The 26,947-nt window shown below is 71.7% G+C and carries 25 protein-coding genes; 18 read left to right on the top strand and 7 right to left on the bottom strand.

Features of this window, described 5'->3' with window-relative positions:
- Positions 1 to 49: 49 nt before the first annotated feature.
- The 4 genes from A6P39_RS14745 to A6P39_RS14730 all read left to right on the top strand — a co-directional run bounded on the left by A6P39_RS14745 (position 50) and on the right by A6P39_RS14730 (position 5,415).
- Positions 50 to 1,837 (top strand): ABC transporter substrate-binding protein, encoded by a 1,788-nt coding sequence (locus tag A6P39_RS14745; protein ID WP_067055959.1) that lies wholly within the window; start codon positions 50 to 52, stop codon positions 1,835 to 1,837.
- 109 nt (positions 1,838 to 1,946) lie between these two features.
- On the top strand, positions 1,947 to 2,945 hold the full coding sequence (locus tag A6P39_RS14740; protein WP_067055957.1) for an ABC transporter permease: 999 nt from the start codon (positions 1,947 to 1,949) through the stop codon (positions 2,943 to 2,945).
- Positions 2,942 to 4,039, top strand: coding sequence for an ABC transporter ATP-binding protein (locus A6P39_RS14735; protein ID WP_067055953.1), 1,098 nt, complete (start codon positions 2,942 to 2,944; stop codon positions 4,037 to 4,039). The genes A6P39_RS14740 and A6P39_RS14735 overlap by 4 nt, the downstream gene beginning before the upstream one ends.
- Before the next feature lie 29 nt (positions 4,040 to 4,068).
- Positions 4,069 to 5,415, top strand: a complete 1,347-nt coding sequence (locus A6P39_RS14730) for an ABC transporter ATP-binding protein (protein WP_067056042.1) — start codon at positions 4,069 to 4,071, stop codon at positions 5,413 to 5,415.
- Positions 5,416 to 5,494: 79 nt separating this feature from the next.
- Here the strand turns inward: A6P39_RS14730 and asnB are convergent, their stop codons facing one another.
- From asnB to A6P39_RS14705, 5 genes are all read right to left on the bottom strand, one after another.
- Positions 5,495 to 7,345 (bottom strand): asparagine synthase (glutamine-hydrolyzing), encoded by a 1,851-nt coding sequence (gene asnB, locus A6P39_RS14725; RefSeq protein WP_067055952.1) that lies wholly within the window; start codon positions 7,343 to 7,345, stop codon positions 5,495 to 5,497.
- 55 nt (positions 7,346 to 7,400) lie between these two features.
- A complete protein-coding gene (locus A6P39_RS14720; protein ID WP_079133828.1) occupies positions 7,401 to 7,997 on the bottom strand; it encodes a pyridoxamine 5'-phosphate oxidase family protein in 597 nt (198 codons plus the stop codon).
- Positions 7,998 to 8,101: 104 nt separating this feature from the next.
- Positions 8,102 to 10,144 (bottom strand): FAD-dependent oxidoreductase, encoded by a 2,043-nt coding sequence (locus A6P39_RS14715; protein WP_067055950.1) that lies wholly within the window; start codon positions 10,142 to 10,144, stop codon positions 8,102 to 8,104.
- 1 nt (position 10,145) lies between these two features.
- Positions 10,146 to 11,735 carry a class I tRNA ligase family protein gene (locus A6P39_RS14710; protein WP_067055948.1) on the bottom strand — a complete coding sequence of 530 codons (1,590 nt, stop codon included), beginning with the start codon at positions 11,733 to 11,735 and terminating at the stop codon, positions 10,146 to 10,148.
- Positions 11,732 to 12,145, bottom strand: a complete 414-nt coding sequence (locus tag A6P39_RS14705) for a cupin domain-containing protein (protein ID WP_067055946.1) — start codon at positions 12,143 to 12,145, stop codon at positions 11,732 to 11,734. Before A6P39_RS14705 ends, A6P39_RS14710 begins: the two co-directional genes overlap by 4 nt.
- Positions 12,146 to 12,468: 323 nt before the next feature.
- Between A6P39_RS14705 and A6P39_RS14700 the strand changes: the two genes are divergently transcribed.
- The 14 genes from A6P39_RS14700 (at position 12,469) to ddaH (ending at position 25,229) form a co-directional block, all read left to right on the top strand.
- Positions 12,469 to 13,800, top strand: a complete 1,332-nt coding sequence (locus tag A6P39_RS14700; RefSeq protein ID WP_067055944.1) for a lysine N(6)-hydroxylase/L-ornithine N(5)-oxygenase family protein — start codon at positions 12,469 to 12,471, stop codon at positions 13,798 to 13,800.
- Entirely contained in the window at positions 13,793 to 14,875 is a 1,083-nt protein-coding gene (locus tag A6P39_RS14695; RefSeq protein ID WP_067055942.1) for an NAD(P)/FAD-dependent oxidoreductase, read from the top strand. Before A6P39_RS14700 ends, A6P39_RS14695 begins: the two co-directional genes overlap by 8 nt.
- A gap of 49 nt (positions 14,876 to 14,924) precedes the next feature.
- On the top strand, positions 14,925 to 15,863 hold the full coding sequence (locus A6P39_RS14690; protein WP_067055937.1) for a dihydrodipicolinate synthase family protein: 939 nt from the start codon (positions 14,925 to 14,927) through the stop codon (positions 15,861 to 15,863).
- The gene (locus A6P39_RS14685) at positions 15,860 to 16,249 is read left to right on the top strand and encodes an L-rhamnose mutarotase (RefSeq protein ID WP_067055934.1); all 390 of its coding nucleotides are present in this window, start codon (positions 15,860 to 15,862) and stop codon (positions 16,247 to 16,249) included. Before A6P39_RS14690 ends, A6P39_RS14685 begins: the two co-directional genes overlap by 4 nt.
- Positions 16,246 to 17,280 carry a hypothetical protein gene (locus A6P39_RS14680; RefSeq protein ID WP_067055932.1) on the top strand — a complete coding sequence of 345 codons (1,035 nt, stop codon included), beginning with the start codon at positions 16,246 to 16,248 and terminating at the stop codon, positions 17,278 to 17,280. The genes A6P39_RS14685 and A6P39_RS14680 overlap by 4 nt, the downstream gene beginning before the upstream one ends.
- On the top strand, positions 17,267 to 18,019 hold the full coding sequence (locus A6P39_RS14675) for an HAD family hydrolase (protein ID WP_067055930.1): 753 nt from the start codon (positions 17,267 to 17,269) through the stop codon (positions 18,017 to 18,019). The genes A6P39_RS14680 and A6P39_RS14675 overlap by 14 nt, the downstream gene beginning before the upstream one ends.
- Before the next feature lie 72 nt (positions 18,020 to 18,091).
- Positions 18,092 to 18,853: an SDR family oxidoreductase gene (locus tag A6P39_RS14670; RefSeq protein WP_067055927.1), complete on the top strand. Its 762-nt coding sequence runs from the start codon at positions 18,092 to 18,094 to the stop codon at positions 18,851 to 18,853.
- 9 nt (positions 18,854 to 18,862) lie between these two features.
- Positions 18,863 to 19,573: an SDR family oxidoreductase gene (locus A6P39_RS14665; RefSeq protein ID WP_067055925.1), complete on the top strand. Its 711-nt coding sequence runs from the start codon at positions 18,863 to 18,865 to the stop codon at positions 19,571 to 19,573.
- 58 nt (positions 19,574 to 19,631) lie between these two features.
- Positions 19,632 to 20,555: a hypothetical protein gene (locus tag A6P39_RS14660; RefSeq protein ID WP_067055923.1), complete on the top strand. Its 924-nt coding sequence runs from the start codon at positions 19,632 to 19,634 to the stop codon at positions 20,553 to 20,555.
- A gap of 48 nt (positions 20,556 to 20,603) precedes the next feature.
- Positions 20,604 to 21,878: an ATP-grasp domain-containing protein gene (locus A6P39_RS14655; RefSeq protein ID WP_067055918.1), complete on the top strand. Its 1,275-nt coding sequence runs from the start codon at positions 20,604 to 20,606 to the stop codon at positions 21,876 to 21,878.
- Positions 21,865 to 22,866 (top strand): hypothetical protein, encoded by a 1,002-nt coding sequence (locus tag A6P39_RS14650; RefSeq protein ID WP_067055916.1) that lies wholly within the window; start codon positions 21,865 to 21,867, stop codon positions 22,864 to 22,866. The genes A6P39_RS14655 and A6P39_RS14650 overlap by 14 nt, the downstream gene beginning before the upstream one ends.
- A gap of 80 nt (positions 22,867 to 22,946) precedes the next feature.
- On the top strand, positions 22,947 to 23,669 hold the full coding sequence (locus tag A6P39_RS14645) for an SDR family oxidoreductase (protein ID WP_067055915.1): 723 nt from the start codon (positions 22,947 to 22,949) through the stop codon (positions 23,667 to 23,669).
- A 44-nt stretch (positions 23,670 to 23,713) separates the two neighbouring features.
- The gene (locus A6P39_RS14640) at positions 23,714 to 24,298 is read left to right on the top strand and encodes a hypothetical protein (protein WP_067055912.1); all 585 of its coding nucleotides are present in this window, start codon (positions 23,714 to 23,716) and stop codon (positions 24,296 to 24,298) included.
- A 94-nt stretch (positions 24,299 to 24,392) separates the two neighbouring features.
- Positions 24,393 to 25,229 (top strand): dimethylargininase, encoded by an 837-nt coding sequence (ddaH, locus tag A6P39_RS14635; protein WP_067055909.1) that lies wholly within the window; start codon positions 24,393 to 24,395, stop codon positions 25,227 to 25,229.
- On the opposite strand, the gene A6P39_RS14630 is transcribed toward ddaH, so the two are convergent.
- Positions 25,198 to 25,995, bottom strand: a complete 798-nt coding sequence (locus A6P39_RS14630; RefSeq protein WP_067055906.1) for a hypothetical protein — start codon at positions 25,993 to 25,995, stop codon at positions 25,198 to 25,200. The genes ddaH and A6P39_RS14630 overlap by 32 nt on opposite strands.
- Before the next feature lie 14 nt (positions 25,996 to 26,009).
- The gene (locus tag A6P39_RS14625; RefSeq protein ID WP_159396207.1) at positions 26,010 to 26,681 is read right to left on the bottom strand and encodes a helix-turn-helix transcriptional regulator; all 672 of its coding nucleotides are present in this window, start codon (positions 26,679 to 26,681) and stop codon (positions 26,010 to 26,012) included.
- Positions 26,682 to 26,947: the final 266 nt, after the last annotated feature.

Below are 26,947 nucleotides of genomic sequence, written 5' to 3'. Positions count from 1 at the left end.
CGTGAGCACAGCCACGGGGTCTCTCATCAATTCCGGAGGATCCGAGATCGTGACTACCCAACGCACCTCAGGGCGGCGCAAGCAGGCCCTTGCCGCTGCCGCAGTGGTCGCCGGGCTGCTGACCACGGCGGCGTGCGGCGGTGGCAATGGCAGCGGTTCGAAGGACGGCGCTGCCGGCTTCGACGCGGCCAACAACAAGGTTGCCCAGGCCTCGCTGGCCAAGAAGGGCGGCGAGCTGAAGTTCGCGTCCGCTCAGGACGCCGACTCGTGGGACACCACGCGTGGCTACTACGGCTTCATGTGGAACTTCTCCCGCTACTACGCCCGCCAGCTGGTCACCTTCGACACCAAGCCGGGCAAGGACGGCGGCAAGGTCGTCCCCGACCTGGCCACCGACACGGGCAAGGTCTCGGCCGACGGAAAGACCTACACGTTCACCCTGCGTGACGGGATCACCTGGGAGGACGGCAAGCCGATCACCTCCCAGGACATCAAGTACGGCATCGAGCGCGACTGGGCGCAGGACGTGCTCTCCGGCGGCCCGACGTACCTGAAGGACACCCTGGACCCGGACGGCAAGTACCAGGGCCCCTACAAGGACAGCAGCAAGGACCACCTGGGCCTGTCGGCGGTCGAGACGCCGAACGCGAAGACGATCGTCTTCCACCTGCCCAAGCCCAACGCCGACTTCCAGGACATCCTGGCGCTGCCCGCGGCGTCCCCGGTCCGCCAGGACATGGACACCAAGTCCAAGTACGCCCTGCACCCGTTCTCCTCGGGCCCGTACAAGTTCCAGTCGTACGACCCGGGCAAGTCGCTGGTCCTGGTGCGCAACGACAAGTGGAACGCTTCTTCGGACCCGGTCCGCAAGGCGTACCCGGACAAGATCAGCATCAAGTTCTTCACCAACGCCAACGACCTCGACCAGCGTCTGATCAACGGCGACTACCAGCTGGACATGACCCAGACCGGTCTGTCCCCGCAGGGCCGCCAGACGGCGCTGAAGCAGGACAAGGGCAACCTGGACAACCCGATCTCCGGCTACGTCCGTTACGCGGTCTTCCCGCAGAGTGTCAAGCCGTTCGACAACATCCACTGCCGCAAGGCCGTGATCCTCGGCGCCGACCACGTGTCGATCCAGACCGCCCGCGGCGGCCCGATCGCCGGTGGTGACATCGGCACCAACATGCTCCCGCCCGCCGTCGCCGGCGCCGAGGGCCAGAAGTACGACCCGTACCAGATCGCCGGTGCCAACAAGAACGGCAACGTCGACCAGGCCAAGGCCGAGCTGAAGGCCTGCGGCCAGCCGAACGGCTTCAGCACCACCATCGCGGTCCGCAACAACAAGCCCGCCGAGGTGGCCACCGCCGAGTCGCTCCAGGCGTCGCTGAAGAAGGTCGGCATCAACGCCCAGATCGACCAGTACGACGGCTCGCAGACCACCGGCATCATCGGCAGCCCCTCGAACGTCCAGAAGAAGGGCTACGGCATCATCATCATGGGCTGGGGCCCGGACTACCCGACGGTCCAGGGCTACGGCGCCCCGCTGTGGGACAGCCACTTCATCCAGCAGAGCGGTAACAACAACTACGCGCTCATCAAGGACAAGACGATCGACGGCCTGTTCGACACGTACAGCACCACGCTGGACGACGCGAAGAAGGCCGACCTCGCCACGCAGATCAACCACAAGGTGATGGACGGCGCGTACTACCTGCCCTTCACCTTCGAGAAGTTCCTGAACTGGCGCGGTTCGAACCTGGCGAACGTCTACACGACCGACGCGTACAACGGTATGTACGACTTCGTCAACCTCGGTCTGAAGTCGGCGAAGTAACCCGGCACACCCGCTGAACAGCACGAAAGGCAGGTGAAGGCCGGCGCGGTGTGACCGTGGGCCGCTGGACACAATCCGGCGGCCCACGGTCCGCGGCGGGCCGTACGCTGTGCTCGCTTACCTCATCAGGCGGCTGTTCGCTGCCGCAGTGATGCTGGTGGTCACCGTCGTGGTGGTCTTCTGCATCTTCTTCCTCGTCCCGAAGTGGGCAGGCGTCGACCCGGCCCTGAGCTTCGTGGGCAAGCAGGCCGACCCGGCCTCCGTCGAGGCGGTGCGTACGAAGCTGGGTCTGAGCGACCCGATCTACGCGCAGGTCTGGCACTTCTTCAAGGGCATCTTCGTGGGCCGTACCTACGCGGCCGGCGGCGATGTCACCCACTGCGCGGCGCCGTGCTTCGGCTACTCGTTCCGCAGTGAGCAGGCCGTCTGGCCCGTACTGACCAGCCGTTTCCCGGTGACCCTGGAACTCGCGCTCGGTGCCGCCGTGCTGTGGCTCGTCTTCGGTGTCGCGGCGGGTGTCCTCTCCGCGCTCAAGCGGGGCAGCCTGTGGGACCGCAGTGCCATGGTCGTCGCCCTCTCCGGCGTCTCCCTGCCCATCTACTTCACCGGTCTGCTCACCTCGGCGATCTTCGTCTTCGGGCTGCATTGGTTCAACGGCCAGTACGTGTCCATCTCGGACAACTTCGGCAGCTGGCTGGGCGGCATGATCCTGCCCTGGATCACGCTGGCCTTCCTGTACGCCGCGATGTACGCCCGGATCACCCGCGCCACCATGCTGGAGATCCTCGGCGAGGACTACATCCGCACCGCGCGCGCCAAGGGCCTCACGGAGCCGGTCGTCATCGGCAAGCACGCCATGCGCTCCACGATGACGCCGATCCTGACCATGCTCGGCATGGACCTCGGCGCCCTGATCGGCGGCGCGATCCTCACCGAGACCACGTTCAGCCTCCCCGGCCTCGGCCAGGCCGTGCTCACCGCGATCCGCAACCAGGACCTGCCGATCATCCTCGGCGTCGTCCTGATCACGTCGCTGGCCGTGCTCGTCGCCAACCTGCTCGTGGACCTCCTGTACGCCGTGATCGACCCCCGGGTGAGGCTGTCATGACCGAACTCAGCAAGACCGGGGCGGCCGTCGGCGAGCCCACCGAGTCCTCGCCCGCGCCGTCCGCCTTCCTCGAGGTGCGCGACCTGAAGGTGCACTTCCCGACCGACGACGGCCTGGTGAAGTCCGTCGACGGGCTCAGCTTCCAGCTGGAGAAGGGCAAGACCCTCGGCATCGTGGGCGAGTCGGGCTCCGGCAAGTCGGTGACCTCGCTCGGCATCATGGGCCTGCACACCGCCGGCCAGTACGGCAAGCGCAAGGCGCAGATCTCCGGCGAGATCTGGCTGGACGGCACCGAGCTGCTGTCCGCCGACCCCGACGACGTGCGCCGGCTGCGCGGCCGGCAGATGTCGATGATCTTCCAGGACCCGCTGTCCGCGCTGCACCCGTACTACACGATCGGCCAGCAGATCGTGGAGGCGTACCGGATCCACCACGACGTCGACAAGAAGACCGCGAAGAAGCGCGCGGTCGAGATGCTCGACCGGGTGGGCATCCCGCAGCCCGACAAGCGGGTGGACAGCTACCCGCACGAGTTCTCCGGCGGTATGCGCCAGCGCGCCATGATCGCCATGTCGCTGGTGAACAACCCCGAGCTGCTGATCGCGGACGAGCCGACCACCGCGCTCGACGTCACCGTCCAGGCGCAGATCCTGGACCTGATCCGCGACCTGCAGAAGGAGTTCGGCTCCGCGGTCATCATCATCACCCACGACCTGGGCGTCGTCGCCGAACTCGCCGACGACATCCTGGTGATGTACGGCGGCCGGTGCGTCGAGCGGGGCCCGGCCGAGAAGGTGTTCTACGAGCCCCGCCACCCCTACACCTGGGGTCTGCTCGGCTCGATGCCACGCCTGGACCGCGAGCAGCAGGACCGGCTGATCCCGGTCAAGGGCTCCCCGCCGTCCCTGATCAACGTCCCGTCCGGCTGCGCCTTCAACCCGCGCTGCCCGTACGCCGACCTGCCGAAGGACAACGTCACCCGCACGGTCCGCCCCGAACTGGCCGAGGTCGGCGGCCGGCACTGGGCCGCCTGCCACCTGACCAAGGAGCAGCGGGAGCGGATCTGGACCGAAGAGATTGCGCCGAAACTGTGAGTGACGAGAAGGCCGAGAAGGCAGGGACGATTCCCCGGCAGAGCGACGCAGACGGCGGCAACGGCCGCGTCGCCGACGGCGAGGTGCTGCTGAAGGTCACCGGCCTGCAGAAGCACTTCCCGATCAAGAAGGGCCTGCTCCAGCGGCAGGTCGGGGCGGTGCACGCCGTCGACGGCATCGACTTCGAGGTCCGCTCCGGCGAGACCCTCGGCGTGGTGGGCGAGTCGGGCTGCGGCAAGTCCACGATGGGCCGGCTGATCACCCGGCTGCTCGAACCGACCGGCGGCACGATCGAGTTCGAGGGCAAGGACATCACGCACCTCGGGGTGACGGGCATGCGCCCGATGCGCCGCGACGTGCAGATGATCTTCCAGGACCCGTACTCCTCGCTGAACCCGCGCCACACGATCGGCACCATCGTCGGAGCCCCCTTCCGGCTCCAGGGTGTCGAGCCCGAGGGCGGGATCAAGAAAGAGGTGCAGCGGCTGCTGTCGGTGGTCGGCCTCAACCCCGAGCACTACAACCGCTACCCGCACGAGTTCTCCGGCGGTCAGCGCCAGCGCATCGGCATCGCCCGCGCGCTCGCCCTGAAGCCGAAGCTGGTCGTCGCCGACGAGCCGGTCTCCGCGCTGGACGTGTCGATCCAGGCCCAGGTCGTCAACCTCATGGACGACCTCCAGGAGGAACTGGGCCTGACGTACGTGATCATCGCGCACGACCTCTCGGTGGTCCGGCACGTCTCGGACCGGATCGCGGTCATGTACCTCGGCAAGATCGTCGAACTGGCCGACCGGGACCTGCTGTACAAGACGCCGATGCACCCGTACACCAAGGCGCTCATGTCCGCGGTGCCGATTCCGGACCCGAAGCGGAAGAACGCCAAGAGCGAGCGCATCCTGCTCAAGGGCGACGTGCCCTCGCCGATCTCCCCGCCGACCGGCTGCCGGTTCCACACCCGGTGCTGGAAGGCCACGGAGATCTGCAGGACGACCGAGCCCGCGCTCGTGGAGCTGCGGCCGGGCCAGCGGGTCGCCTGCCACCACCCGGAGAACTTCGAGGACCAGGCGCCGCAGGACACCGTCCTGCTCTCGGCCGCCAAGGAGGCCGCCGAGCTGGTCGCCGACGAGGTGCTGGCCGAGTCGGCCCAGACCTCGGAGGCGCTGGCCGCGGCGGTGGCCGAGGGAGAGGTGCGCACCGAGGCGGCCGAGGACGCCGCGGCTGCCGAGACCTCTGAAGAGCCCGCGGCTGCCGAGGAGTCTGCGGCTGCCGAGGAGCCTGCCGCTTCCGAGGAGTCCGCTGCTTCCGAAGCGGCTGAGGAGCCGGCCCCCGCCGGGAAGCCGGCGGTCTCCGAGAAGCCCTCGGCCTCCGAGGACTGACGGGTCCCTGAACGGGCGATGCCCCGCCCTCCGTGTCTGCGGAGGGCGGGGCATCGGCGTACCGGCCGGCCGCGCGGGCTCAGCGGGACAGGACCAGCCGGGGGTTGTGGATCTCCAGCCAGGTCGCCAGGTCGAGCCAGCGCTCCAGACCGGTGCGGGCCCCGCCGTCGACGTCGGCCGCGGCGAGGGACACCGTCTGCTGCACCCACTCCTGGTCGGTGAGCGCGTGCACGGCGTGGCCGCGGTCGGCGAGCACCTCCTTGGCCTGCTGCTGGAGCGCGGCCGTGTAGAACGGGTCGCGGGTGGACGGGTAGGGCGCCTTGCGGCGCTCCGCGACCGAACGCGGCAGCAGATCGGCGGAGGCCGCCCGCAGCAGGCTCTTCTCACGGCCGTCGTACGTCTTCATCGACCACGGCGTGTTGAAGACGTACTCGACCAGCCGGTGGTCGCAGAACGGCACCCGGACCTCCAGGCCGACGGCCATGCTGAGCCGGTCCTTGCGGTCGAGCAGGATGCGCAGGTACCGGGTCAGGTGCAGGTAGCACACCAGCCGCATCCGTGCCTCGAACTCGTCCTCGCCGGCCAGCCGGGGGGCCTCGGCGACCGCCTCCGCGTACCGCCCGCGGATGTAGCCGGGCAGGTCGAGGTCGGCCAGCAGGCCCTTGTCGTAGATCCCGGTGCCGGTGTGCGGGCTGGTCACATGCGTGTGGTCGACCCAGGGGAAGGTGCCGGACCGCTGCGCCTCGGGCTGGTGCAGCCACTTGTAGCCTCCGAACACCTCGTCGGCGGACTCGCCGGACAGGGCGACGGTGGAGCGCTCCCGGATGGCCTTGAACAGCAGATACAGGGAGTTGTCGGCGTCACCGAACCCGGCCGGCAGGTCCTTCGCGGCCACCACCGCGCGCCGCACCGCCGGATCGGCCATGCTCTGGGCCTCGAACACCAGGTTCTCGTGCGCGGTGCCGCAGTGCGCGGCGGTCTCGATGGCGAACGGGGCGTCGGCGTCGGCGCGGAAGGGGTCGGCGGTGAAGTTCTCCTCGTGCCGGGCGAAGTCGACGGAGAAGCTGCGGATCTGCTCGCGGTCGCCCAGTTCCCGCTGGGCGAACGCGGTGATGGCGCTGGAGTCCAGGCCGCCGGAGAGCAGGGTGCAGCGCGGCACGTCGGTGACCAGCTGACGGCGCACGATGTCGGTGAGCAGCTCGCGCACCCGGGCGACGGAGGCGGCCGTGCCGTCGGTGTGCTCGGTGGCCTCCAGCTTCCAGTAGGTGCGGGTGCGTTCGCCGCCGCGGTCGACCGTGACCACGGTGCCCGGCCGGATCTCCCGCATGCCGCGCCACACGGCGTGTCCGGGGGTGCGGATCCAGGAGAACACCTCCCGCAGCCCGTCGAGGTCGACGGCCTTCTCCGCCCCGGGGTTGGCGAGGATGGCCTTGGGCTCGGAGCCGAAGAGGACCCCGTCCTCGGTCGGGTAGTAGTAGAGCGGCTTGACGCCGAGGCGGTCGCGGACGAGCAGCAGCCGCTCGTCGCGGCCGTCCCAGACGACGAAGGCGTACATGCCGTTCAGCCGCTCGGCCAGCGCCTCGCCCCACTCCAGGTAGGCGTGCAGCACGACCTCGGTGTCGCTGCGGGTGCGGAAGGTGTGGCCGCGGCGGCGCAGTTCGTCGCGCAGCTCGACGAAGTTGTAGATCTCGCCGGTGTAGGCGAGGGCGACCTCGCCGCCGCCGGTGTCGTAGGACATCGGCTGGCGGCCGCCCTCGATGTCGATGACGGCGAGCCGGCGGTGGCCGAGCGCCACGTGCGGCCGGGTCCACACGCCGGAGTCGTCGGGGCCGCGGCAGGCCATGGTCGCGGTCATGGCGGCGACCGCTTCCTGCTCCCGCTCCCTCGTCAGGTCCCGTCCGTAGGAGACCCAACCGGTCAGACCGCACATGGCGTTTCGCCTTTCTGTGTGTCGTCGTACTGCGTCCTGGACCCCGGGCGGGGTCTCAGCCGAGGTGGGGCGGCAGCGGGATGTCCGGCGCGAGCGCGGGGTCGGGCACCGGGGTGCCGCGCACCAGGCTCACGGGGACCACGCCCGCCCACAGGCCAAGGGCGGCGTCGGGGCTGTCGCCGTCGTCCGGCGGTCCGGTGCGGACCTTGACCGACGCCTCCTCGAGGCTCAGGGCCAGCAGCGTCGTCGCGGCCAGTTCCCTGCGGCTGGGGCGGCGGGCGTAGTCCCACTGCCCGGGCTGGGCCTGCTCGGCGATCAGGCGCAGTCCGGCCAGGGTCTCCTCCGGGTCGGTGACCCGGCGCGGGACGCCGTAGACCAGGGCGCTGCGGTAGTTGATGCTGTGCTCGAACAGCGACCGGGCCAGCACGATCCCGTCCACATGGGTGACGGTCAAGCAGACGGTCTGCTCCGGCGCCGAGGTGAGGCTGCGCGCGGCGACCGAGCCGTGGACGTACAGGGTGTCCGCGGTGGCGCCGTACACGGTGGGTACGACCACGGGAGTGCCGTCGACGACGACGCCGAGGTGGCAGACGAACCCGGCGGCGAGGACGGCGTCCAGGTCCGCGCGGGCGGTCCGGCCCTTCTCCTTCATACGGCGCAGCCGCGTCCGGTCCGTGACCGGGAGTTCGTCCGCGAGGACCTGGCGGGGGGCAGTGCTCAAGGTGTCACCTTCGGTGTGTGCCGGGGGCGGAGCGGTCACGGCGGGGTGCCCTGCCACTGCAGCAGGCACCGCACGGCGGCTGCCGCCTCCTCGGCGGCGCCCGGCGCCGTCTTGAAGCCGGCTCCGGACCAGCACGCGGCCACCACGACCGGGGGCTCGCCGGGAAGAAGTCCCAGGAACGGCCCGTCCGGATGGTACAGGTCGGTGCCGAACCTGCCGCCCTGGCAGGGGACTTGGGCGATCCACGGCCAGCGGTGCACGACCCCGGCCCGGATGTGGGCCACCTGTTCGTCGGTGAGCGTGTCGCCGCCGTCGGCCGGCACGTCCCACTCGTCGACCGGCCTGCCGGTCAGATGACCACCGGCGTACGGCCCGTCGAGCTGGGGGCGGCCCCAGATGCCGCAGGTCAGATCGCTGACCGTGGGCAGCGGCCGGCCGGGGCCGCGGAAGAAGGCGTACCGGATGCGCTTGGTGCGCGGGGCCGGGCCGCCGGGGCGGGGCGGCAGCCGGCCGTCGAGCAGGGCGGGGGTGCCGCTGCCCGCGGCCACCACGGCGCAGCGGGCGGTCACCGGGCCCGCCGGGGTGCTCACCCGCACCCCGCGCCGGTGCGGCTCCAGGGAGTGCACCGGCCCCGGCGGCAGCAGCGTGGCCCCGTGCCGCACGGCCCGGGCGAGGTACAGCGCGGCGGTGCCGGCCGGGTCGGCGTAGCCGCCGCCCGGCTCCCAGACGGCCGCCGCGACGCCGTCCACCGTCAAGTCCGGCCAGCGATCGGCCAGTTCGCCGGGCGTGAGCAGGTCGGCCTTGATCCCGGCCGCGGTCAGCTCGCCGATTCCGCGCTCGGCCTCGGCGACGTCGTCCGGGCCGAGCAGCACCACCGAGCCGGTGCGGCGCAGGCCGGCCGAGCGGGGCGGGGACGCGGTGCCCCACAGCAGCTGGTGGCTGCGGACGGCCAGGGCGCGGGTGACGGGCTCCGGCTCGTAGGCCCGGACCAGGCCCCCGGAGAACCGGGTGGCCGAGTCGGCCCGCGGGCCGGGGTCGGCGATGGCCACGGACAGGCCCGCCGCGGCCAGTTCGGCCGCGGTGGCGGCGCCCACCACGCCGGCGCCGACGACCACGACGTCGTACCCGGTGGCCGGCGTGCCGGCCGGGGCCGTGAGCCGGGTGACCGGTACGACCTCCCAGCCGGCGGCGTCGTCCGCGTCGACGGGATCGCCGTCGGCGTCGAAGGAGAGGCCGGCGGCGTCCCGGACGGCGGCGAGGAGCCGGTCACCGGTGGCGGCCGGGTCCGCGCGCAGGGCGCGTACGAGCGCGGTGAAGGCCGCGTCGACCTGGCGCTGCGGCCCGCCGCGCAGCCGTACGACCCGCGCGCCTGCCGCCAATTCGCCGAGCAGACCGGCGAATTCGGGCACGGCGCAGTCGTCGGTGAAGAACAGGGGACCGTGGTGGCCTTCGGCGCGAAGGCGCTGCGCGGCCTCCGCGGCGCCGTGGTGGGTGCCGCAGATGACGAGGGGCCGTCCGGACGGTGCCTGCCCACCGGGCCGGTCGCGGCCGTACGCGGCCGCGGGTCCGTGGTGGCCGGCCGCGCGCACGCCGGGGCCGCCGTGTTCCGGAGGCAGTCCGGTGTCTCCGCCCGGCGCTCGGAACCGCCCGGCCAGCCGGCGGCCGTACTCGCTGCCGTCGTCCGCCACGCCCGGCTCCCCGAGGCCCAGTTCCTCCGCGGCCCGCCGTACCGCCCCCGGCTGTCCCTCGTCGTGCGGGCACCAGCGCAGCGCCCCGCCGCCACCCGAGGCCAGCAGGTCCGGGTCGGTGGCGAGCGGCAGCAGCAGCGGCAGACCGGCCCGCCGGTACCAGGGCAACGCCCGGGCCGCGCCCAGGCTGTTGAAGTGGCCGACGACCGCCTGCACCCGGCCCGTTGCCGTCAGGGCGCGGGCGATCCGCTCGGCCTCCTCGGCGTCCCCCCTGTCGTCGTGGAACTCCCAGACGACGCCCGGACGGGCGTGGCCGGCGGCGGCCCGGGTCAGCAGTTCGCCCCAGGCCGCCCGTGGCCCGCTGAAGGGTCCGACGACGGCGACGCGCACCTCAGTCACCGAAGACCGGGCGGCCGGGCACGCTCAGCGGCCGGCCCGCCGGGGGCGGGGTCAGCGCGGCGGTGTCGACGGCGCGGTCCGCGTCCTCGCCCAGCAGCGCGGCGAGCCGTGCCGCGCCGGCCGGCATGACCGGCGCCGCCCACGCCGACAGCGCGCCGGCGACGGCCAGTTGGGCGCTCAGGGCGGCCCGGTGGGCGCTGGGCGAGCGGTCCCGCTCGTGCTCGTGGACGAAACCGAAGTCGTCGGCGCTCGCGACGATCTCGTCCAGCAGGGCGACGGCACGGCGCGTGTCGAAGCCCTCGACGCCGTACGCCTCGCGCAGTTCCGCCACGGAGCGCTCCAGCCGGGCGCGCAGCCGCTGCCAGGCCGGGCCCTCGGGCCGCTCCTCGGGGACCCGGCCGTCGCTGTCCCGGGCGACAGCCGCGAACAGCCGCTCCAGCCAGCCGTTCCACCGGGTGGCCAGCAGCGCCCGGGTGCGCTCCAGGTCGGCCCGGGTGAAGCTGGTCTGGCGGCCGTTGGGCCGGTCGGCGAGCACATGGTGGCGCAGCACGTCGGAGCCGGCCTCGGCGAGCGCCTCGTGCGCCCAGATCGCGTGCCGCCGGCTGGTGGAGAACTTCAGCCCCTCCAGCTGGTAGAACTCGTTGACCACGAAGGCCCGCGCGAGGGCGCCCCCGGGGTGCAGGGCGGCGTACAGGGCGGGGAAGAGCACCGCGTGGAAGTAGCCGTTGTCGAAGCCGAAGAACTGCACGGGCGCGGGCCAGGTCTCCTGCTCCCGCTCCTCCTGCGGCAGTTCCCACAGGTAGCCCGGGGCCATCTCGAACCACACGTAGGCCCGCTGGTCCTCGAAGCCGGGCACCGTCACCGGCACCCCCCAGTCGCCGGGGTGGCTCACGGCGATCTCCGGCAGCCCGTCGGCCAGCATCCGCTCGCACAGGACCCGCAGATGCGGCGGCATGTCCACCTCGGCCCAGAACGCCTCCAGCCGGTCGGCGAGCGGTGCCAGCGGGAAGTAGAGCCGGGCGGCGTCACGGATCCCGGCCGGGGTGCCGCACACGGTGCAGTGCGGGTCGGCCAGGTCGGCGCAGTCGTTGGGCCGGCCGCACGGCTCGCAGGCGTTGCCGTTGGAGGAGGAGCCGCAGTGCGGGCACTTGCCCGTCAGGTACGCCTCGTACAGCCAGCGCTCGCACGGGGTGCAGTACGGCAGCGGGCGGGTGCGGGCGACGACGTGCCCGGCGTCGTACAGCCGCTTCAGGAAGTCCTGGACGTGGGCGAGGTAGCCGTCCTCCTTGCGCGGGTGCGCCACGCGGTCGAAGCCGACCTCGGCCTGCCGCCAGACCCGGACGATGGACTCGCCGTAGCCGTCGGCGACCTCGTCGCCGCCGCGCCCGCCGTCCTTCAGGCCGCGCACGGGGACGTAGCTCTGGTGGTCGTCGAGGCCGGTGGTGTAGCGGACCGGGACACCGTCGGCGGCGAGGAAGCGGCGCAGCACGTCGCCGGCGACATAGGGCCCGGCGATGTGGCCGACGTGCAGGTCGCCGTTGGGTGTGGGCGGGGTGGCGGTGATCCAGACCGGAGCGGTCACGCGGTCACCTCCGCGCCCTCGGCCCGCTTCGGCTCGTGCAGCGGCCAGTAGACCGAGAGCCAGGTCAGGGTCTGCGCGGTCGGATTGTGCACGACGTGCTCCTTGTTGCGGGGCAGGACGACCACGTCACCGGTGGTGAAGTCGGCCTTCTCGCCGGCGAGGTCGACGCTGCCGGAGCCGGAGAGGATCACCATGACCTCGTCCTGGTCGTGGCAGTCGGGGTCCGAGGAGGCGCCGGCCGGCAGGAAGCAGGCCATGCCGCCGAACGGCGGTTCCTCCCGGCCCGCCTGCTCCTCCCGGCCTTCCCGGTCCTCCCGGCCCTCCGGGACCTGCCAGGGAATGATCCGCTGGCACGCCATGCCGAACTCGCTCTCAGCGGCGCCTTCATGTATCCGAAACTTGGTGATCATGCGCTATCCATATCCCGAAAAGGGTCGCTCGGCCGGTGGGCCAGGGTAATTCCCGTGCCATTTCCTGTCCCGTTCAACTGTGCGTGGCGGCTTCGGCTCCGATCCAGAGCGATCCGGCGGACCGTGCAGGAAGGTGCCATGGGCATAGTGCGAAATAGCCGGTGATATCGGGCAAGTTGGCAGGGTGTGCCGTGGACCGAGTGGCAGCCCGCTGCCACGCTCCGCCACCCGACGGCTGCCCGGCCGGAATCCGGGATAGCTTCGGACTCGCCTCGGGCAATGGCATATCGAAACAACGGCCCGACGGGAAGGGAAATGTCTTGATGGGGAATCCGCGCGACAATTTCTCGCCGGTTTACGACGTTGTGGGAATCGGTTTCGGGCCGGCCAACCTGGCCCTGGCCATCGCCCTTGAGGAACACAACGACAGCGCGCCACGCGACCAGGCGGTCACCGCACTCTTCCTGGAGCGCCAGCCGAGCTTCGGCTGGCACCGGGGGATGCTCATCGACGGCGCCACCATGCAGGTGTCGTTCCTGAAGGACCTGGCCACCCTGCGCAACCCGACCAGCCGCTTCGGCTTCGTCCCCTACCTGCACGCACGCGGCAGGCTGGTGGACTTCATCAACCACAAGATCCTCTACCCCACGCGTGAGGAGTTCCACGACTACCTCGAGTGGGCCGCGGCCGGGGTCGACCACCTGGTCTCCTACTCCAGCGAGGTGACCGAGGTCCGTGCGGCCGGCGACCTGCTGGAAGTGGTCGTCCAGGGCCCCGGCGGCAGCACCGTGCACCGGGCGCGCAACGTGGTCGTCGCCTGCGGCCTGCGGCCCCGGATGCCCGACGGGGTGAAGCCCGGCGCCAACGTCTGGCACAGCAGTGAGCTGCTGACCCGGCTCGCCGGACGGACCGCGGACGCCCGGCGGTTCGTGGTGGTCGGCGCCGGGCAGAGCGCCGCGGAGGCGGCCGAGTACCTGCACCGCACCTACCCGCAGGCCGAGGTCCAGGCGGTCTTCGCCCGCTACGGCTACAGCCCGGCCGACGACAGCCCGTACGCCAACCGGGTCTTCGACCCCGAGGCCGTCGACGTCTACTACGACGCCGACCAGGACGCCAAGGACCGGCTGATGGCCTACCACCGCAACACCAACTACGCGGTGGTGGACCTCGACCTGATCGAGGAGCTGTACCGGCGCGCGTACCAGGAGAAGGTGCGCGGCCAGGCCCGCCTGCACATCCGCGGCGTCAGCGAGGTCACCGACGTGCGCGACGAGGGCACCGGCGTCACCCTGCGGATCCGCTCGCAGGCCACCGGCACCGAGGAGACGGTCACCGCCGACGCGGCCGTCTTCGCCACCGGCTACGACGAGCAGGACCCGGTGCCGCTGCTCGGCCCCCTGGCCCCCTACGTCTCCCGGGACACCGCCGGACGGCTGCGGATCGGCCGCGACTACCGGCTGAGCCTCGACGGCCCGGGCGACGCAGGGATCTACGTCCAGGGCGGCACCGAGCACACGCACGGCATCACGTCCTCGCTGCTGTCGATGGTCGCGGTCCGCTCCGGCGAGATCCTCCGCTCGGTGCTGGAGCACCGGGACGCGGCGAAGGACCGCGACGACACCGCGCTCGCCCTGGAAGGCGCGGCACATGACTGACCCCGTCCACCGGGCCGACGTGGTCGTGGTCGGCGCGGGGGTGATCGGTACGGCCGTCTTCCACGAACTGGCCGCCCGGGGCGCCCGCGTCACCCTGGTCGAACGGGACCGCGCCGGGCTCGGTACGACGGCCTTCAGCGGCGGCATCGTCCGCTGCTACCACGACGACCCGGTCCTGTCCGACCGGGCGGCGGCCGGCTGGCGCTGCTTCCGGGACTTCAGCGAGCACACCGGTGAACCGGCCGCCTTCCACACCAGCGGGTTCCTGTACGTGCCGGCCCCCGAGCGCGCGGCGGCCGCCCGCGCCGAGGCCGCCCGGCTCGGCGGCGAACTGCCCGTGACCTGGCTGGAGGCCGAGGAGGTGACCAAGCGCTTCGGTCATCTGCTGGCCGCTCCTGCGACCACCGGGGCGGTGTGGGAGCCGGAGTCGGGCTGGCTGGACCCGGCCGAGGTGACCCGCGGCTTCCTGCGCGCCGGGCGGCGCCGGGGCGGCACGGTCCTCGAAGGCGTCGCCGTGCACAGCCCGCTGCGCTCGGCCGACGGCCGGATCGCCGGGGTGCGCACCACCTCGGGAGCGGTCCGGGCCGACCGGGTGGTCCTGGCCGCGGGCGCCGACACGCCCCGTCTGCTGGCCGGCTGGGGACTGGCGCACGACCTGTGGGCACAGGCCGTACAGGTCGAGCTGTACCGGCCGGATGCGCCCGCGCTCGGCCAACCCGCCTTCACCGACGACGAGTTCGACGTCAACGGCCGGCCCGACCCGGACTCCGGCGGGGTGTACGTCGGACACCCGACGGGGGCCCGGCTGGCCTCGCCGCCCGGCCGGGAGCCGGTGGACGCGGCCCAGTCCCAGCTGGCCGCCGCGGCCGGCGCCCGGCGCTGGGGGTGGCTCCCCGACAGCCGGCACCTCGGCGGGCTGCGCGCCGCCGAGTGCTGGGCCCCGGACGGCCGCGCCCGTGTCGCGGCGCACCCGGACGAGCCCGCGCTGCTGCTGGCCACCGGCTTCAACGGGGGCGGATTCAAGATGGCGCCCTGGGCCGCCGTCGAGATCGCCCGCCTGACCGGTCTGGCATGACCACCCGGACGACGCCGCAGGGGCGGCGCGACAGGAACGGAGAGAACCGATGAGTCAGCAACGGCCCGACGGAACCAGGGAGATCAAGGGGGTGCTGCCGGTCGTCATCATGCCGTTCACCGACGACGGCGCCCTCGAGGAGGAGGACTTCCTCGCGCAGACGGAGCACATTTTCGACGTCGGCTGCGACGGGTTCGTGGTCGGCCAGGTCTCCGAGGTGCTGCGGCTGACGCACACCGAGCGGCTGCGCGTCGCCGAGCTGTGCGCGAAGGGCGCCGCCGGGCGCGGGGTGTCCGTGATGAGCACCGGCGCCGAGACGCCCGAGGCGGCCGTCGAGTACTCCCGGCACGCCGAGTCCGTCGGCGTGGACGCCCTGCTCGTCATGCACCCGGCCACGATCCCGCTGGACGAGAACGGGATGGTGGAGTACTTCACGCGGGTCGTGGAGTCGGTCCGGATCCCCGTGATCATCCACCACGCCAAGAGCCTGGCCAAGCAGCCGCTGACCATCGCCGCCCAGGCCCGGATGCTGGAGAAGTACGGCCCCGACCGGGTGCTGTTCAAGCCCGAGGCCCAGCCGTCCCCGCCCAAGGTCAGCGAGCTGCGCGACGCCACCGGCGGCCGGGCCCGCATCTTCGAGGGCGACGGCGGCATGATGCTCCTCGACTGTCACAGCCGGGGCCTGGCCGGCACGATCCCCGCCACCGAGATCGCCGGGATCGTGGTCACCCTGTGGCGGCTGCTGGAGGCCGGCGAGCGGGAGAAGGCCGAACGCCTCGCCCACCCGCTGTCGTACCTCATGTGCCACATGATGAACAGCACCGACTACTACCTGTCGATCGCCAAGCGCTTCCTGAAAGAACGCGGCCTGATCAAGACCACCTATGTCCGTGGTCCGAGCCGCCACGTCCTCGACGACGAGTCCTGGACCGAGGTCAACCGCACGTACCAGCACCTGCTCACCCTTGCCGAGGAGCTCGCACCGTGAAGAACCACGCCTTCACCATCCGCCTCCGGGACGAGGCAGCCGCGGAGAAGTACATCGCGCTGCACAAGGAGGTCTGGCCCGAGATCGTCGGACCGGGCGGCGCCCTTGACACCATCGGCGTCCGCAAGCTGCAGATCTTCCACATCGACCCGCTCACGCTCTTCATGTACGTCGAGGCCGAGGACCACTTCGAGCCCGTGCGCGACTTCCTGCGCGCCAACGACCTGCACCCCAAGGTCCAGGAGTGGGACGACATGATGCACGACGGCGAGGGCAGCCTCCTGGTCCGCCACCCGGGCAACGACGGCCGCCTCAACTGGGCGGCGATGCGCCGCATCCACCACGTCGACTTCACCAACACGCTCCCGGACCTGGAGGACAAGTGAGCGCCGTGGCCCGCACGGACGTCACCGTCCTGGACTGCACGCTGCGGGACGGCGGTTACTACACCAACTGGGAGTTCGAGGACACCCTCGTCGAGGAGTACCTCAGGGCCTGCGCGGCCACCGGCGTGGACGTGGTCGAGCTGGGCTACACCCAGTTCACCCCGGGCGACCGGGGCGCCTACGGCCGCTACCCCTCGGGCGTCACCCCGGCGCTGCGCGACGCCCTGCCCGACGGGCACGGCCTGCGCTTCGCCGTCATGGTGGACGCCACCGCCCTGGCCGAGGTCCCCGCGGCCGAGGCCGGCCCGCGCCTGCGGCAGCAGCTGGCCGACGGACCGCTGCCCGTCGACCTGGTGCGGGTCGCCGTCCACCACAGCAAGACCGCCGGCGTCACCGACGCCGTCGACTCGCTGCGCCGGGCCGGCTTCGGCGTCTGCCTCAACCTGATGCAGGTCGACCTCGCGACCGACGCCGAAGTGGCCGGCCTGGTCCGCCTGGTGGCCGGCCTCGGCCCGCTGGAATCGGTGTACGTCGCCGACTCCCTGGGCTCCCTGCACGCCCCCCGGATCGCCGAACTCGTCGAGCAGTTCAGGGCCGGCCAGTCGGCCCCCGTGGGCCTGCACGGCCACGACAACCAGGGCTTCGCCCTGCACAACACCCTCGCCGCCGCCCAGGCGGGCGCCACCTGGCTGGACGCCACCGTCCTCGGCATGGGCCGGGGCGCCGGCAACACCAGGACCGAACAGCTCCTGGCCGCGCTCGGCACCGGCCAGCAGACGCTGCAGCCGATGCTGGACCTGGTGGCCCGGCGCTTCGAACCCCTCATGACGAAGTACCGCTGGGGCGCCAGCGCCCTCTACGCCATCGCGGGCATGCGCCGGATCCACCCGACCTACGTCCAGCGCTTGGAGGAGAGCCTGGAGCAGGACGTCGAGATCAAGCTGCGCGCCCTGGACTTCCTCGCCCAGGGCCGCAAGACGTCGTTCGCCCCGGCGTCGCTGGAGGACGCGCTCCGCCATGCCGCTGTCTGACCACGCCGGCACGCGCCTCGAGCAGGCGCTGGCCGCCCACCGGCTCGTCGTGTTCGACCTCGACGGTGTCCTCGTGGACTCCAACGAGCTGAAGGTGGAGTGCGTGCGCGAGGCGCTGGCGGAGTTCGGTCCGGAACTCGTGGACCCTTACGTCCACGAGTTCCGCCGGACCTTCGGCCGCTCCCGCCGCGAGCACTTCCTCGCCTTCCACCAGAACCACCTGGGCGGAGAACAGGCCACGGGGGAGGGATTCGAGACGTTCTACGAGCGCTGTGCGGGCGGCTACGCCGAACTGCTCGCCGAGCGCTACCCCAAGGCACCGCTGTGCCCCGACGCCGACCGGCTGGTGCGCGCCCTGTCCGAGCGCGGACTGCCGCTGTACGTCGCCACCGGTACCCTGACCGCCGAGGCGGAACGGGTCCTGGACGGCCACGGGCTGGCGGGCGAGTTCCGGGCCGTGCTCGGCGGCGAGGAGCCCAAGGCGCGGCGCCTGGCCACGGCGCTCGCCGCCGAGGGCGCGGCTCCCGCAGAGGCGGTCCTGCTCGGCGACTCGCGCCAGGACCTGCTCGCCGCCCAGGCGGTAGGCATGGGCTTCGTGCTTGTCACCGGGCACGGATTCTTCCCGCCGGCCCAGGTGCTCGAGGGCGCGGACGGGCAAAGTGCGCTGGTGGCGGCCGGATTGGACCCCGGCGGCTTGCTGACCGGCGCGGCGGCGTACGAGGGTCGTGCGGGGCGCTGACCTCAACGCCCCCGCATGGCGGCGGAACCCGCCCCGCACGCCCTGATCCGACTGCGAACACGGAAACCCACAGTGACACTTCAGAACGGCAACCAGGCCGGCCGGGAGCACGGCGCCCGGCGCGTGGTCATCACCGGAGCCGCCCGGGACTTCGGCAGAACGCTGGCCGTCTTCTTCGCCCGCCGGGGAGACGAAGTCCTGCTCTCCGCCCGGGACCTGGCGGCGGCCGAGCGTGTCGCCGACGAGATCCGCGGCCTCGGGCACGGCCGGGTCCACGCGCTGCGCTGCGACCTGGCGGACCCGGCGTCGGTACGCTCCTTCGCCGACGAGGTCGCCGCGGTCACCGGCCACGTCGACGTGCTGGTCAACAACGGCGCCCGCTGGCTGCCCGGCGAGGACCTCGCCTCCGCCGCCGACGAGGACATCGCCGCCACGGTCGCCTCGACGGTGACCGGCACCCTCCTCGTCACCAAGCACCTGCTGCCCCTGCTGGCGAAGTCCGGCCGGCCCGACGTGGTCAACCTGATCTCCTCGGCCGGTCTCACCGGCAACCACCGCACCCAGGCCCACGCCGCGTTCTACGCCGCCAAGCACGGGCAGGCCGGCCTCGCCGACCTGCTCTCGCCCCAGCTGCGCCCGCACGGCGTACGGGTCATCTCGCTGTACCCGCCCGACTTCAGCAACCCCGACCCGCTGGGCCCGGACTGGGACACGACGCCCCGCGGGGCCGGCGACAAGCTCACCGCCCACTCCCTCGTGGAGTGCGTCATGTTCGCGATCGACCAGCCACGGGACTGCTTCATCAAGGCGTTCCACTTCGAACAGACCGTCTGAAAGAACACCATGGGTACCACCGACACCACCGCACCCGTCGTCATCTCCGGTGTGAGCCGGGGCCTCGGCGAAGCCCTGGCCCGCCGCTTCGCCGAACTGGGCCACCCGGTCGCCGGCTGCGGCCGCGACCGCACGGCCCTGGACCGGCTCCGCGCCGACCTGGGCGAGGGCCACCTGATCACCGTGGCCGACGTCACCGACGCCGACGCCGTCGAGACCTGGGCCGAGCAGACCGTGGCGGGGCTCGGCGCGCCCGCCCTGGTCGTCGCCAACGCCGGGTACATCAGCCCGCAGACCCCGGTGTGGGAGACCAGCCCGGCGGACTTCCGCACCACCGTCGACGTCAACATCGTCGGCGTCTACACCCTGGCCCGCGCCTTCCTGCCCCGCATCGCGGCCGGCGGCACCTTCGTCGCCGTCTCCTCGGGCTGGGGCCGCAACCCGCGCGGCAGGCTGGCCGCCTACACGGCGAGCAAGTTCGCGGTCGAGGGCTTCACCAAGGCCATCGCCCAGGAGGCCGAGGAGCTGCTGCCGGGCGTCACCGCCGTCGCCGTGGACCCGGGCGGCGGCGTGGACACCGACATGCTCGCCACCTGCCTCCCGGACGAACACAGCGGGTACCCGGGGCCGCGGGCATGGGCGCGGGCGGCGGCCGACTACCTGCTGCACCAGGCGCCGAAGGAACCCAACGGGGCGTCCCTGACCGTTCCGTCGTCCTAGGGCGGCGCCCCAGGACCTCACGCCGAACGGACCCCAGACGAGATCGAAGGAGACGATCGTGTCCCAAGCCGGCACCCTGGCCAATCCGTGGGCCAGCAAGATCCGCCAGCACGAAGCCGTCGCGGCCGCCGACCCGGACCTCGCCTTCGACCTCCACGTACTGTCCGGTCCGCGGGACCTGGCAGCCCATCTGGCGGCCCGCCGGGACCGTACGGTCGTCCTGCGCCCGGAGATCTCCGACGACACCGGATCCGCCGTACTGGTCCGCCCCGGTGCCGCGCCGCCGGAGCCCGAGATCCGGCGGCTGTGGGACCGCGGCGGCCGGATCGTCGCCCACGACCACGTCCCCGGCACCCCGTGCTTCGTCAACGGTGTCGTCCTCGACGGCACGCTGCACCTCACCGACGTATGGCGGTGCTTCTCGCTGGAGGAGGGCCCCCGCTCGCTGCTCACCAGCGTGGTGAACCTGGCGCCCGGCTCGCCCGGAGAGCGCGAACTGGCGCACCGGCTCGCGCCCGTGGCGCACCGGGCCGGGCTCGCGACGGGACCCGTCACCTTCGAGGTGGTCACGGGCGCGGACGGGACCGTGAAGGTGGTCAAGTTCGCCGCCCGGGCGGCCGGCCACCCGCTGCCGCACCTGTGCTCCCTGCTCGGCCTGCCCGACCAGGCCGCCGCACTCGCCGGCGGACCGCGGGCACTGGCCGGCAGGCCGGCCGACCCCGGCTTCGTCGCCGACTACGCCTTCGTCGCCCGCGAGGGCGGCCGGCTGGTCCGTTTCGAAGGGCTGGACGACATACGGGCGTTGCGCTCCTACGCCGGTGACATCTTCCTGCCAACTCCGGGCGAGACGATCACACCGACCACCGGTGAAGGCGGCGCGGGAGCCATCCTGTTGAGGCACCAGGACGAGGAAGTGCTGCTCGCCGACGTCGAGTTCTGCCAGCGGCGCAATCGGTCGGGCGTCTTCTCCGTCATCCCCTGACGACCGCCCGTCCCTCTTCCCCCTCACGCAATCGACGGGAGTCCCCAGATGTCAGCACGCCGCAGGGTCGCCATCGTCGACGCCTACTCCTCCGGGCGCCGGCTCGCCCACCTGTTCCGGGAACGCGGCTTCTCCTGCGTCCACATCCGCAGCACGCCCGTCGTGCCCGCGGTGTACGCGCCCTCCTTCATACCCGGCGACTTCGAGGCCGAGATCGTCCACGGCGGCGACCTGGCTCAGACCGTGGCCCGCGTCGCCGAGCACGAGCCGGTCGCGCTGATCGCCGGCATCGAGAGCGGTGTGGAGCTGGCCGACGCGCTGAGCGAGGCCCTCGGCCTGCTGACCAACGGCACCCGGCTCAGCTCCGCCCGCCGGGACAAGCACCGCATGGGGGAGACCGTGCGCGAGGCCGGGCTGCGGGCCGCCCGGCAGATCCTCACCGCCGACGAGGACGAACTGCTCGCCTGGTACGACACGGTGATCCGGGCAGGCGCGGACGACGGCCGCCCCGCCCGGGTGGTGCTCAAGCCGGTCAAGAGCGCCGGCAACGACGGGGTGTTCTTCTGCGACGGCCCGGACGAGATACGTTCCGCCTTCCGCTCGGTGCTCGGCACCGACAGCGCGCTCGCCACCCACAACGACGAAGTGCTGGCCCAGGAGTACCTGTTCGGCGGCGAGTACTACGTCAACACGGTCAGCCTCGACGGTGTGCACCAGGTCTGCGACATCTGGAAGACCAGCCACATCAACGCCAACGGCGTACGCGACCTGCTCGACGGCGCCTGGCTGCTGGACCGGCACGGCCCGCTGCAGGAGAAGCTGACCCGGTACGCGTTCGACGTGCTCGACGCCCTCGGCATCCGGCACGGCCCGGCCCACACCGAGCTGAAACTGACCCCCGACGGGCCCTGCCTCGTCGAGACCGGTGCCCGGCTGTGCGGTGGCGACCTGCCCTGGCTGGTGCGCAGGGCCGTGGGGGAGAGCCAGCTCGACTGGACGGCCGACGCCTACACCGACCCGAAGCGCTTCCGGGCCCGGGCCTCGGAGCCGTACACCGTGCGCGAGTACGTCTCCTCGATGTCGCTGATCGCACCCCGCTCCGGCACCCTGCTCGGCTACCCCCGCCTGGAGGAGGTCAAGGCGCTGGAGAGCTTCCACCAGGCGAAGATCTCCGTGAACGCGGGCGAGACGATCCGGCGCAGCGTCGACGACTTCAGCGTGCCGATGCTGGTCGACCTCGCGCACCCCGTGCAGGACGTGGTCCTGCGCGACTACGCGACGGTGCGCTACCTGGACGGGGAAGGGTTCTATGACATCGTCTGACCCGGCCGGGCGGGCCCGGCGGGCCGGCGCGCTCGCCGGACCGCTGCTGGTCCTCAGCTACTGCGTGGCCAACGCGGTCAAGTCGGTGGTCGAGGGCCGGCTGGTGCAGGACATCAGCCCCGAGTTCTACGCGTTCAACGCCTTCTTCGTCACCCAGGTGCTCTACCTGGCGCTGTGCCGGGACCACCGGGCGCTGCTCGCGGCCGTGCGCCGCTGCCTGCCGGACGTCCTCGCGTACAACGTGACGACGACCCTGAGCTGGGTGGCGGTGCTCTACGCGCTGCGCGTGTTCGAGCCGGCCGTGACCAACTCGCTGATCGTGGGCATGGTGCCGGTCCTGACCATCCTGATCGGCGGCCGGCTGCGCCCGCAGGCCCGCCCCTCCCGCACCGAACTCCTCTCCTCGCTGGGCGTACTGGCCGCCATGGGCTACCTCGCCGCGATGACCCTGACCGGCTCCTCGGGCACCGGATCCGTCTCCTCCGGCGGATTCGTGCTCGGCGTGGTGGCCAGCGTGCTGACCGCGGCGGCGGTGGCCGGCAACACCTTCTACACCAAGCGCCTGGGCGAGGCGGGCATGAAACCGGGCCAGATGATGGCTTGCCGGTTCCCGCTGCTCCTCGTCTCCACCCTCGGGCTCTTCCTCGTGCGGGGCAGCGCCGCCCCCTACTCCGCCGGCAACGTCACGCTGTTCCTGGTGCTCGGCCTGGGCGTGGCCGGCACCCTGCTGCTGCTCCAGGTGGGCATCACCCGCACCGAGCCGATGACGGTGTCCCTGCTGTTCGGCAGCAATCTGATCCTGACGTTCGGCATCCAGTTCTTCGACCCGCGCATCGACCAGTCCGTGCACACCCTGATCGGGGTGCTGCTGCTGACCGGCTTCATCCTCTGGGGCTCTTACGCCGGGGTCCGCCAGGCGGCCGGAGCGGACCGCGAACCACCCCGGGCACCGGCGCCCGCCACCGACAGCTCACCGCACCGCGGCTGACCCGGGGCGAGGACCGTCCCGCGAAGGCCACCCTCCGCACGAGCGGACGTCCGCTCGCGATCCGAAAGGCACCCCCTGCAATGGAGAACCTCCGCGTCGTCATCACCGGTGCCGCCCGGGACTTCGGGCGCACCCTGGCCATCGTCCTCGCCCGGCAGGGCGCCGAGGTGTTCCTCTCCGCGCGCAGCCTGGAGGGCGCACGCCGCACCGAGCAGGAGATCCGTGACCTCGGCCACGACCGGGTGCACGCGTTCGCCTGCGACATCACCGACCCGGTTTCCGTGCAAGCCTTCGCCGAGGGCGTCAAGGAGCGGGCCGGCGCCGTCGACGTGCTGCTGAACAACGGGGCCAACTGGCTGGAGAGCGAGGACCTGACGACGGCGGACGACGCCGACATCCTCGCCACCACCGCGTCCGCCGGCGGTACCGTCCTGATGGTCAAGCACTTCCTGCCGCTGCTGCGCGCCTCCCAGCGGCCCGACATCGTCACCCTGGTCTCGGCGGCGGCGACGCCGAACTACACCGGCTGCGCGGGCCACGAGGCGTTCTACGCGGCCAAGGGCGGGCAGGCCGCGCTCACCGGCATCCTGTCCAAGCGGCTGCGCGCGGAGGGCATCCGCGTGATCTCCCTGTTCCCGCCGGACTTCGACAACATCGACCCGCTCTCGCCCGAGTGGGAGGGCGCCTCGCGCACCGCGAAGGACACCCTGACCGCCCAGTCCGTCGCGGAGTGCGTCACCTTCGCGGTGAACCAGCCCCGGGACTGCTTCCTCAGCCAGCTGCACTTCGAGCCCGGCCACTGACCCGGCCCCGTGCCCCACGTCCGCACCTTTGAAAGGCAACTGCCATGACACTGCTCCAGGTTCTGCCGGCCACGGGCGAGGCGAAGCCGCTGCTGACCACCGAGGACCCCGACCGCATCGCGGCCGAACTCGGCACGTACGGCGCCCGGTTCGAGCGGTGGACGCTCAAGGACCTGCCGGCCGGCTTCGGCGACGAGGACGTGCTGGCCACGTACCGGGCCGAGGCCGGCCGCTTCTCGGCCGAGACCGGCCTGGGCCACGTCGAGGTGGTCCGGATGGCACCGGACGACTCCGACCCGCAGTGGGCCACCGAGGCCCGCAGGTCCCGGGACCGCTACTTCAACGAGCACACCCACCGCTCCGACGAGGTCTGGTTCTTCGCCCAGGGCCGCTGCGGCTTCTACCTGCGGCTGGCCGGCGACGACACCGTCCATGTGCTGATCGCCGAGCCGGGCGACCTGGTCTGCACGCCCACCGGCGTCCGGCACTGGTTCGACATGGGCGAGACCCCCGACTTCGCCGCCCTGCACATCTACGTCGCCGAGACCGACTGGGACGAGGCCTTCACCGGTGACCCGATCGCGTCCCGGTTCCCGCACATGGAAGAGCTGCTGACCGCGGCCCGCTGACCCGCAGGCCCTCTTCCGCCCGCTCCCGGGGGTGGCCGGCACCACCGTGCCGCGCACCCCCGGTCAGTTCCGCACACCCCGAAACAGGAGCGACATGACGTCCACGACCGCGCCCGCCACCCCTGAGCGCACCTTCCGTCCCCGCCGCTACCTCATGTGCCGACCCGTCCACTTCGAGGTGACGTACTCCATCAACCCCTGGATGGACCCCACCAAGCCGGTCGACCCCGAGCTGGCCGTCGCCCAGTGGGAGGCGCTGTACGCCCTGTACCGCGACCTCGGCCACACCGTCGACCTCATCGACCCGCTGCCGGGCCTGCCCGACATGGTCTACGCGGCCAACGGCGCCACCGTGGTGGACGGCAAGGTGCTGGGCGCCCGGTTCCGCAACGCAGAGCGTGCCGCCGAGGGACCGGCCTACCTGGAGTGGTTCCGGTCCCACGGCTTCACCGAGACCCATGACCCCGAGCACATCAACGAGGGCGAGGGCGACTTCCTCGTCACCGACAGCTGGATACTGGCCGGCCGGGGCTTTCGCAGCACCGCCGAGGGCCACCGGGAGGCGCAGGAGTTCTTCGGGCGCCCGGTCATCGGCCTGGAGCTGACCGACCCGCGCTACTACCACCTCGACACCGCGCTGGCCGTGCTGGACGGCGACGAGGTCATGTACAACCCGGAGGCGTTCACGCCGGGCAGCCGGGAGGTGCTGAGCCGGCTGTTCCCGGACGCCCTGCTGGCCGGGCCCGAGGACGCCGAGGTCTTCGGGCTCAACGCCGTCAGCGACGGCCGGCACGTGGTGCTTCCCGAGGCCGCCCAGAAGCTGAGCGGCCGGCTGCGGCAGCGGGGCTTCGAGCCGCTCGGCCTCGACCTGTCCGAGCTGCTCAAGGGCGGCGGCAGCGTCAAGTGCTGCACTCTGGAGATACGCGGCTGACGATGTCCGCCGGGACGGGCCGTGCCGCTACGCGCGTCGACCGCCGTGGCAGCAGGCCCGTCTCGACGGCTCTGGCACCGGCCTGGAACCGGGAGCTGGTGCCCAGCAGGGTCATGATGTCGGCGACGTGCCGGCGGTAGGTGCGCACGGACATGGACACCTTCCTGGCCGCGACGTCGTCGATGAGCCCTTCCTGCAGGCAGCCGAGGACACGGCGCAGGTCCTCGGCGTGGGCCTGTTCCCTGAAACGCAGGTGCTGGTCCAGCACCGTCGCGGTGGGCCAGATGGTGTCGAAGAGCGCGCGCAGGTTCGTCGCCACGGAGGTGTTGCGTATCAGCGACGGATCGCCCGGGGTGTTCGACACCAGGGTCTCTTTCGCGTCGGAGACGACCGCGGTGAGTCCCGAGAGCGTGGCAAGGCGCACCTCCGCCTTTTCCGGAAGCAGTGCGGTGAGTGCTTCCCGGGTCCGGGTGACCGGCGGGACGAGCGCCCGCACGGTGACCTCCGCGGCCAGTGCCGGGACGATACGACGAAAAGCGGCGATGACGGCGGAGGTCGTCCCGGAGCGTTCGCCGATTATCAGACAGAGGGATTCCGAAGCCTGCGACATAAGGTTTTCAGCCGCTTCTTCCAGGGCCTCGGGGTGAAGTGAGAGCTGGGTGACGAGGGAGTCGTTCGCCGTCTGGCTGCGCCGTTGTGCGGCCATTGATTCCACCAGGCCCCGGACCTTGAGCAGATCCTGCTCCAGAACTTCCGTGGTCGGCATCACGTCGATTCCTTTCAAGGCATGTCAAACAGCTGTAATTCGGCTGCTCGGGTACCGCCGGAAAAGCGGGAACTCACTCCCAGACACTCCAGGATTCTGGCGACGTGCCGGCGGTATGTGCGCAAGGAAAGGCCCAGTTGCCGGGCCGCCACCGCGTCCGTCGCACCGGCGCGTAAGCGGTCCAGGACCCCCCGCGCGGTGTCGCTGGTGAGGTAGGCGTTCAGCCGCAGACACTCCGGCCAGGGCAGTGAGGCCTCCCAGGCGCCCATGAACAGCGAGGTCAGCACGCGGACCGCGGACCGGTCGCGTACCAGCAGGTCACCCGAGGCGTCACCCGGCGCACGGGTCAGCGCCTCCGCGCCGTCCGCCATCAGCGACTCGGCGAGGGGCTGGCCGGTCACCCGCAGATCCGCCAGGTCGTCCGCCCAGGCCGGCAGCTCGCGCAGCGCGGCGGCGGGCCCGAGCACGCGCACGGTGAGCCGGCCGGGGCCGGCCTTGGCCCGGGCTCTGAGATCACCGAGCACGGAGCGTACGGCGGCGAGCTGCTCGTGCCGGCCGGACAGCGAGATCAGCACGGTGCGCCGGGCCCGGGCCACCAATTCCGTCATGGCGTCGCCGCGGTTTTCCTGGGGCTGGTCGGCCGACAGCTCCACGAAACGGGGTGCGGGCAGGGAACGGAATTCCAAAACTGCCGAATCGATGAGATTACGCGCTTGCAGCAGCGCGTGGACCACGGGATCGGGCGGTGAATGTGAACTTTTTGTTGCGGGCTGATTCCGATTGATGGCCGCCTCCAGGTTCTCCCTGGTTGAAAGTTACTCAATCGAGATGGCCATGGCAAGGGATCCCTAAGTACGAAGCGCGCTGTTTGGTCCCATTTAAAGGGTGATGTCCATCACCCTTTGTCGTCAATCGGTGATCGAGTGTCTTGTTCTGGTCGGTCGGTGGCGCA

Source organism: Streptomyces sp. FXJ1.172, assembly GCF_001636945.3.
GTDB lineage: Bacteria > Actinomycetota > Actinomycetes > Streptomycetales > Streptomycetaceae > Streptomyces.
Note: the sequence above shows the minus strand (reverse complement) of the source record. Positions and strands in the feature narration are given on the sequence as shown.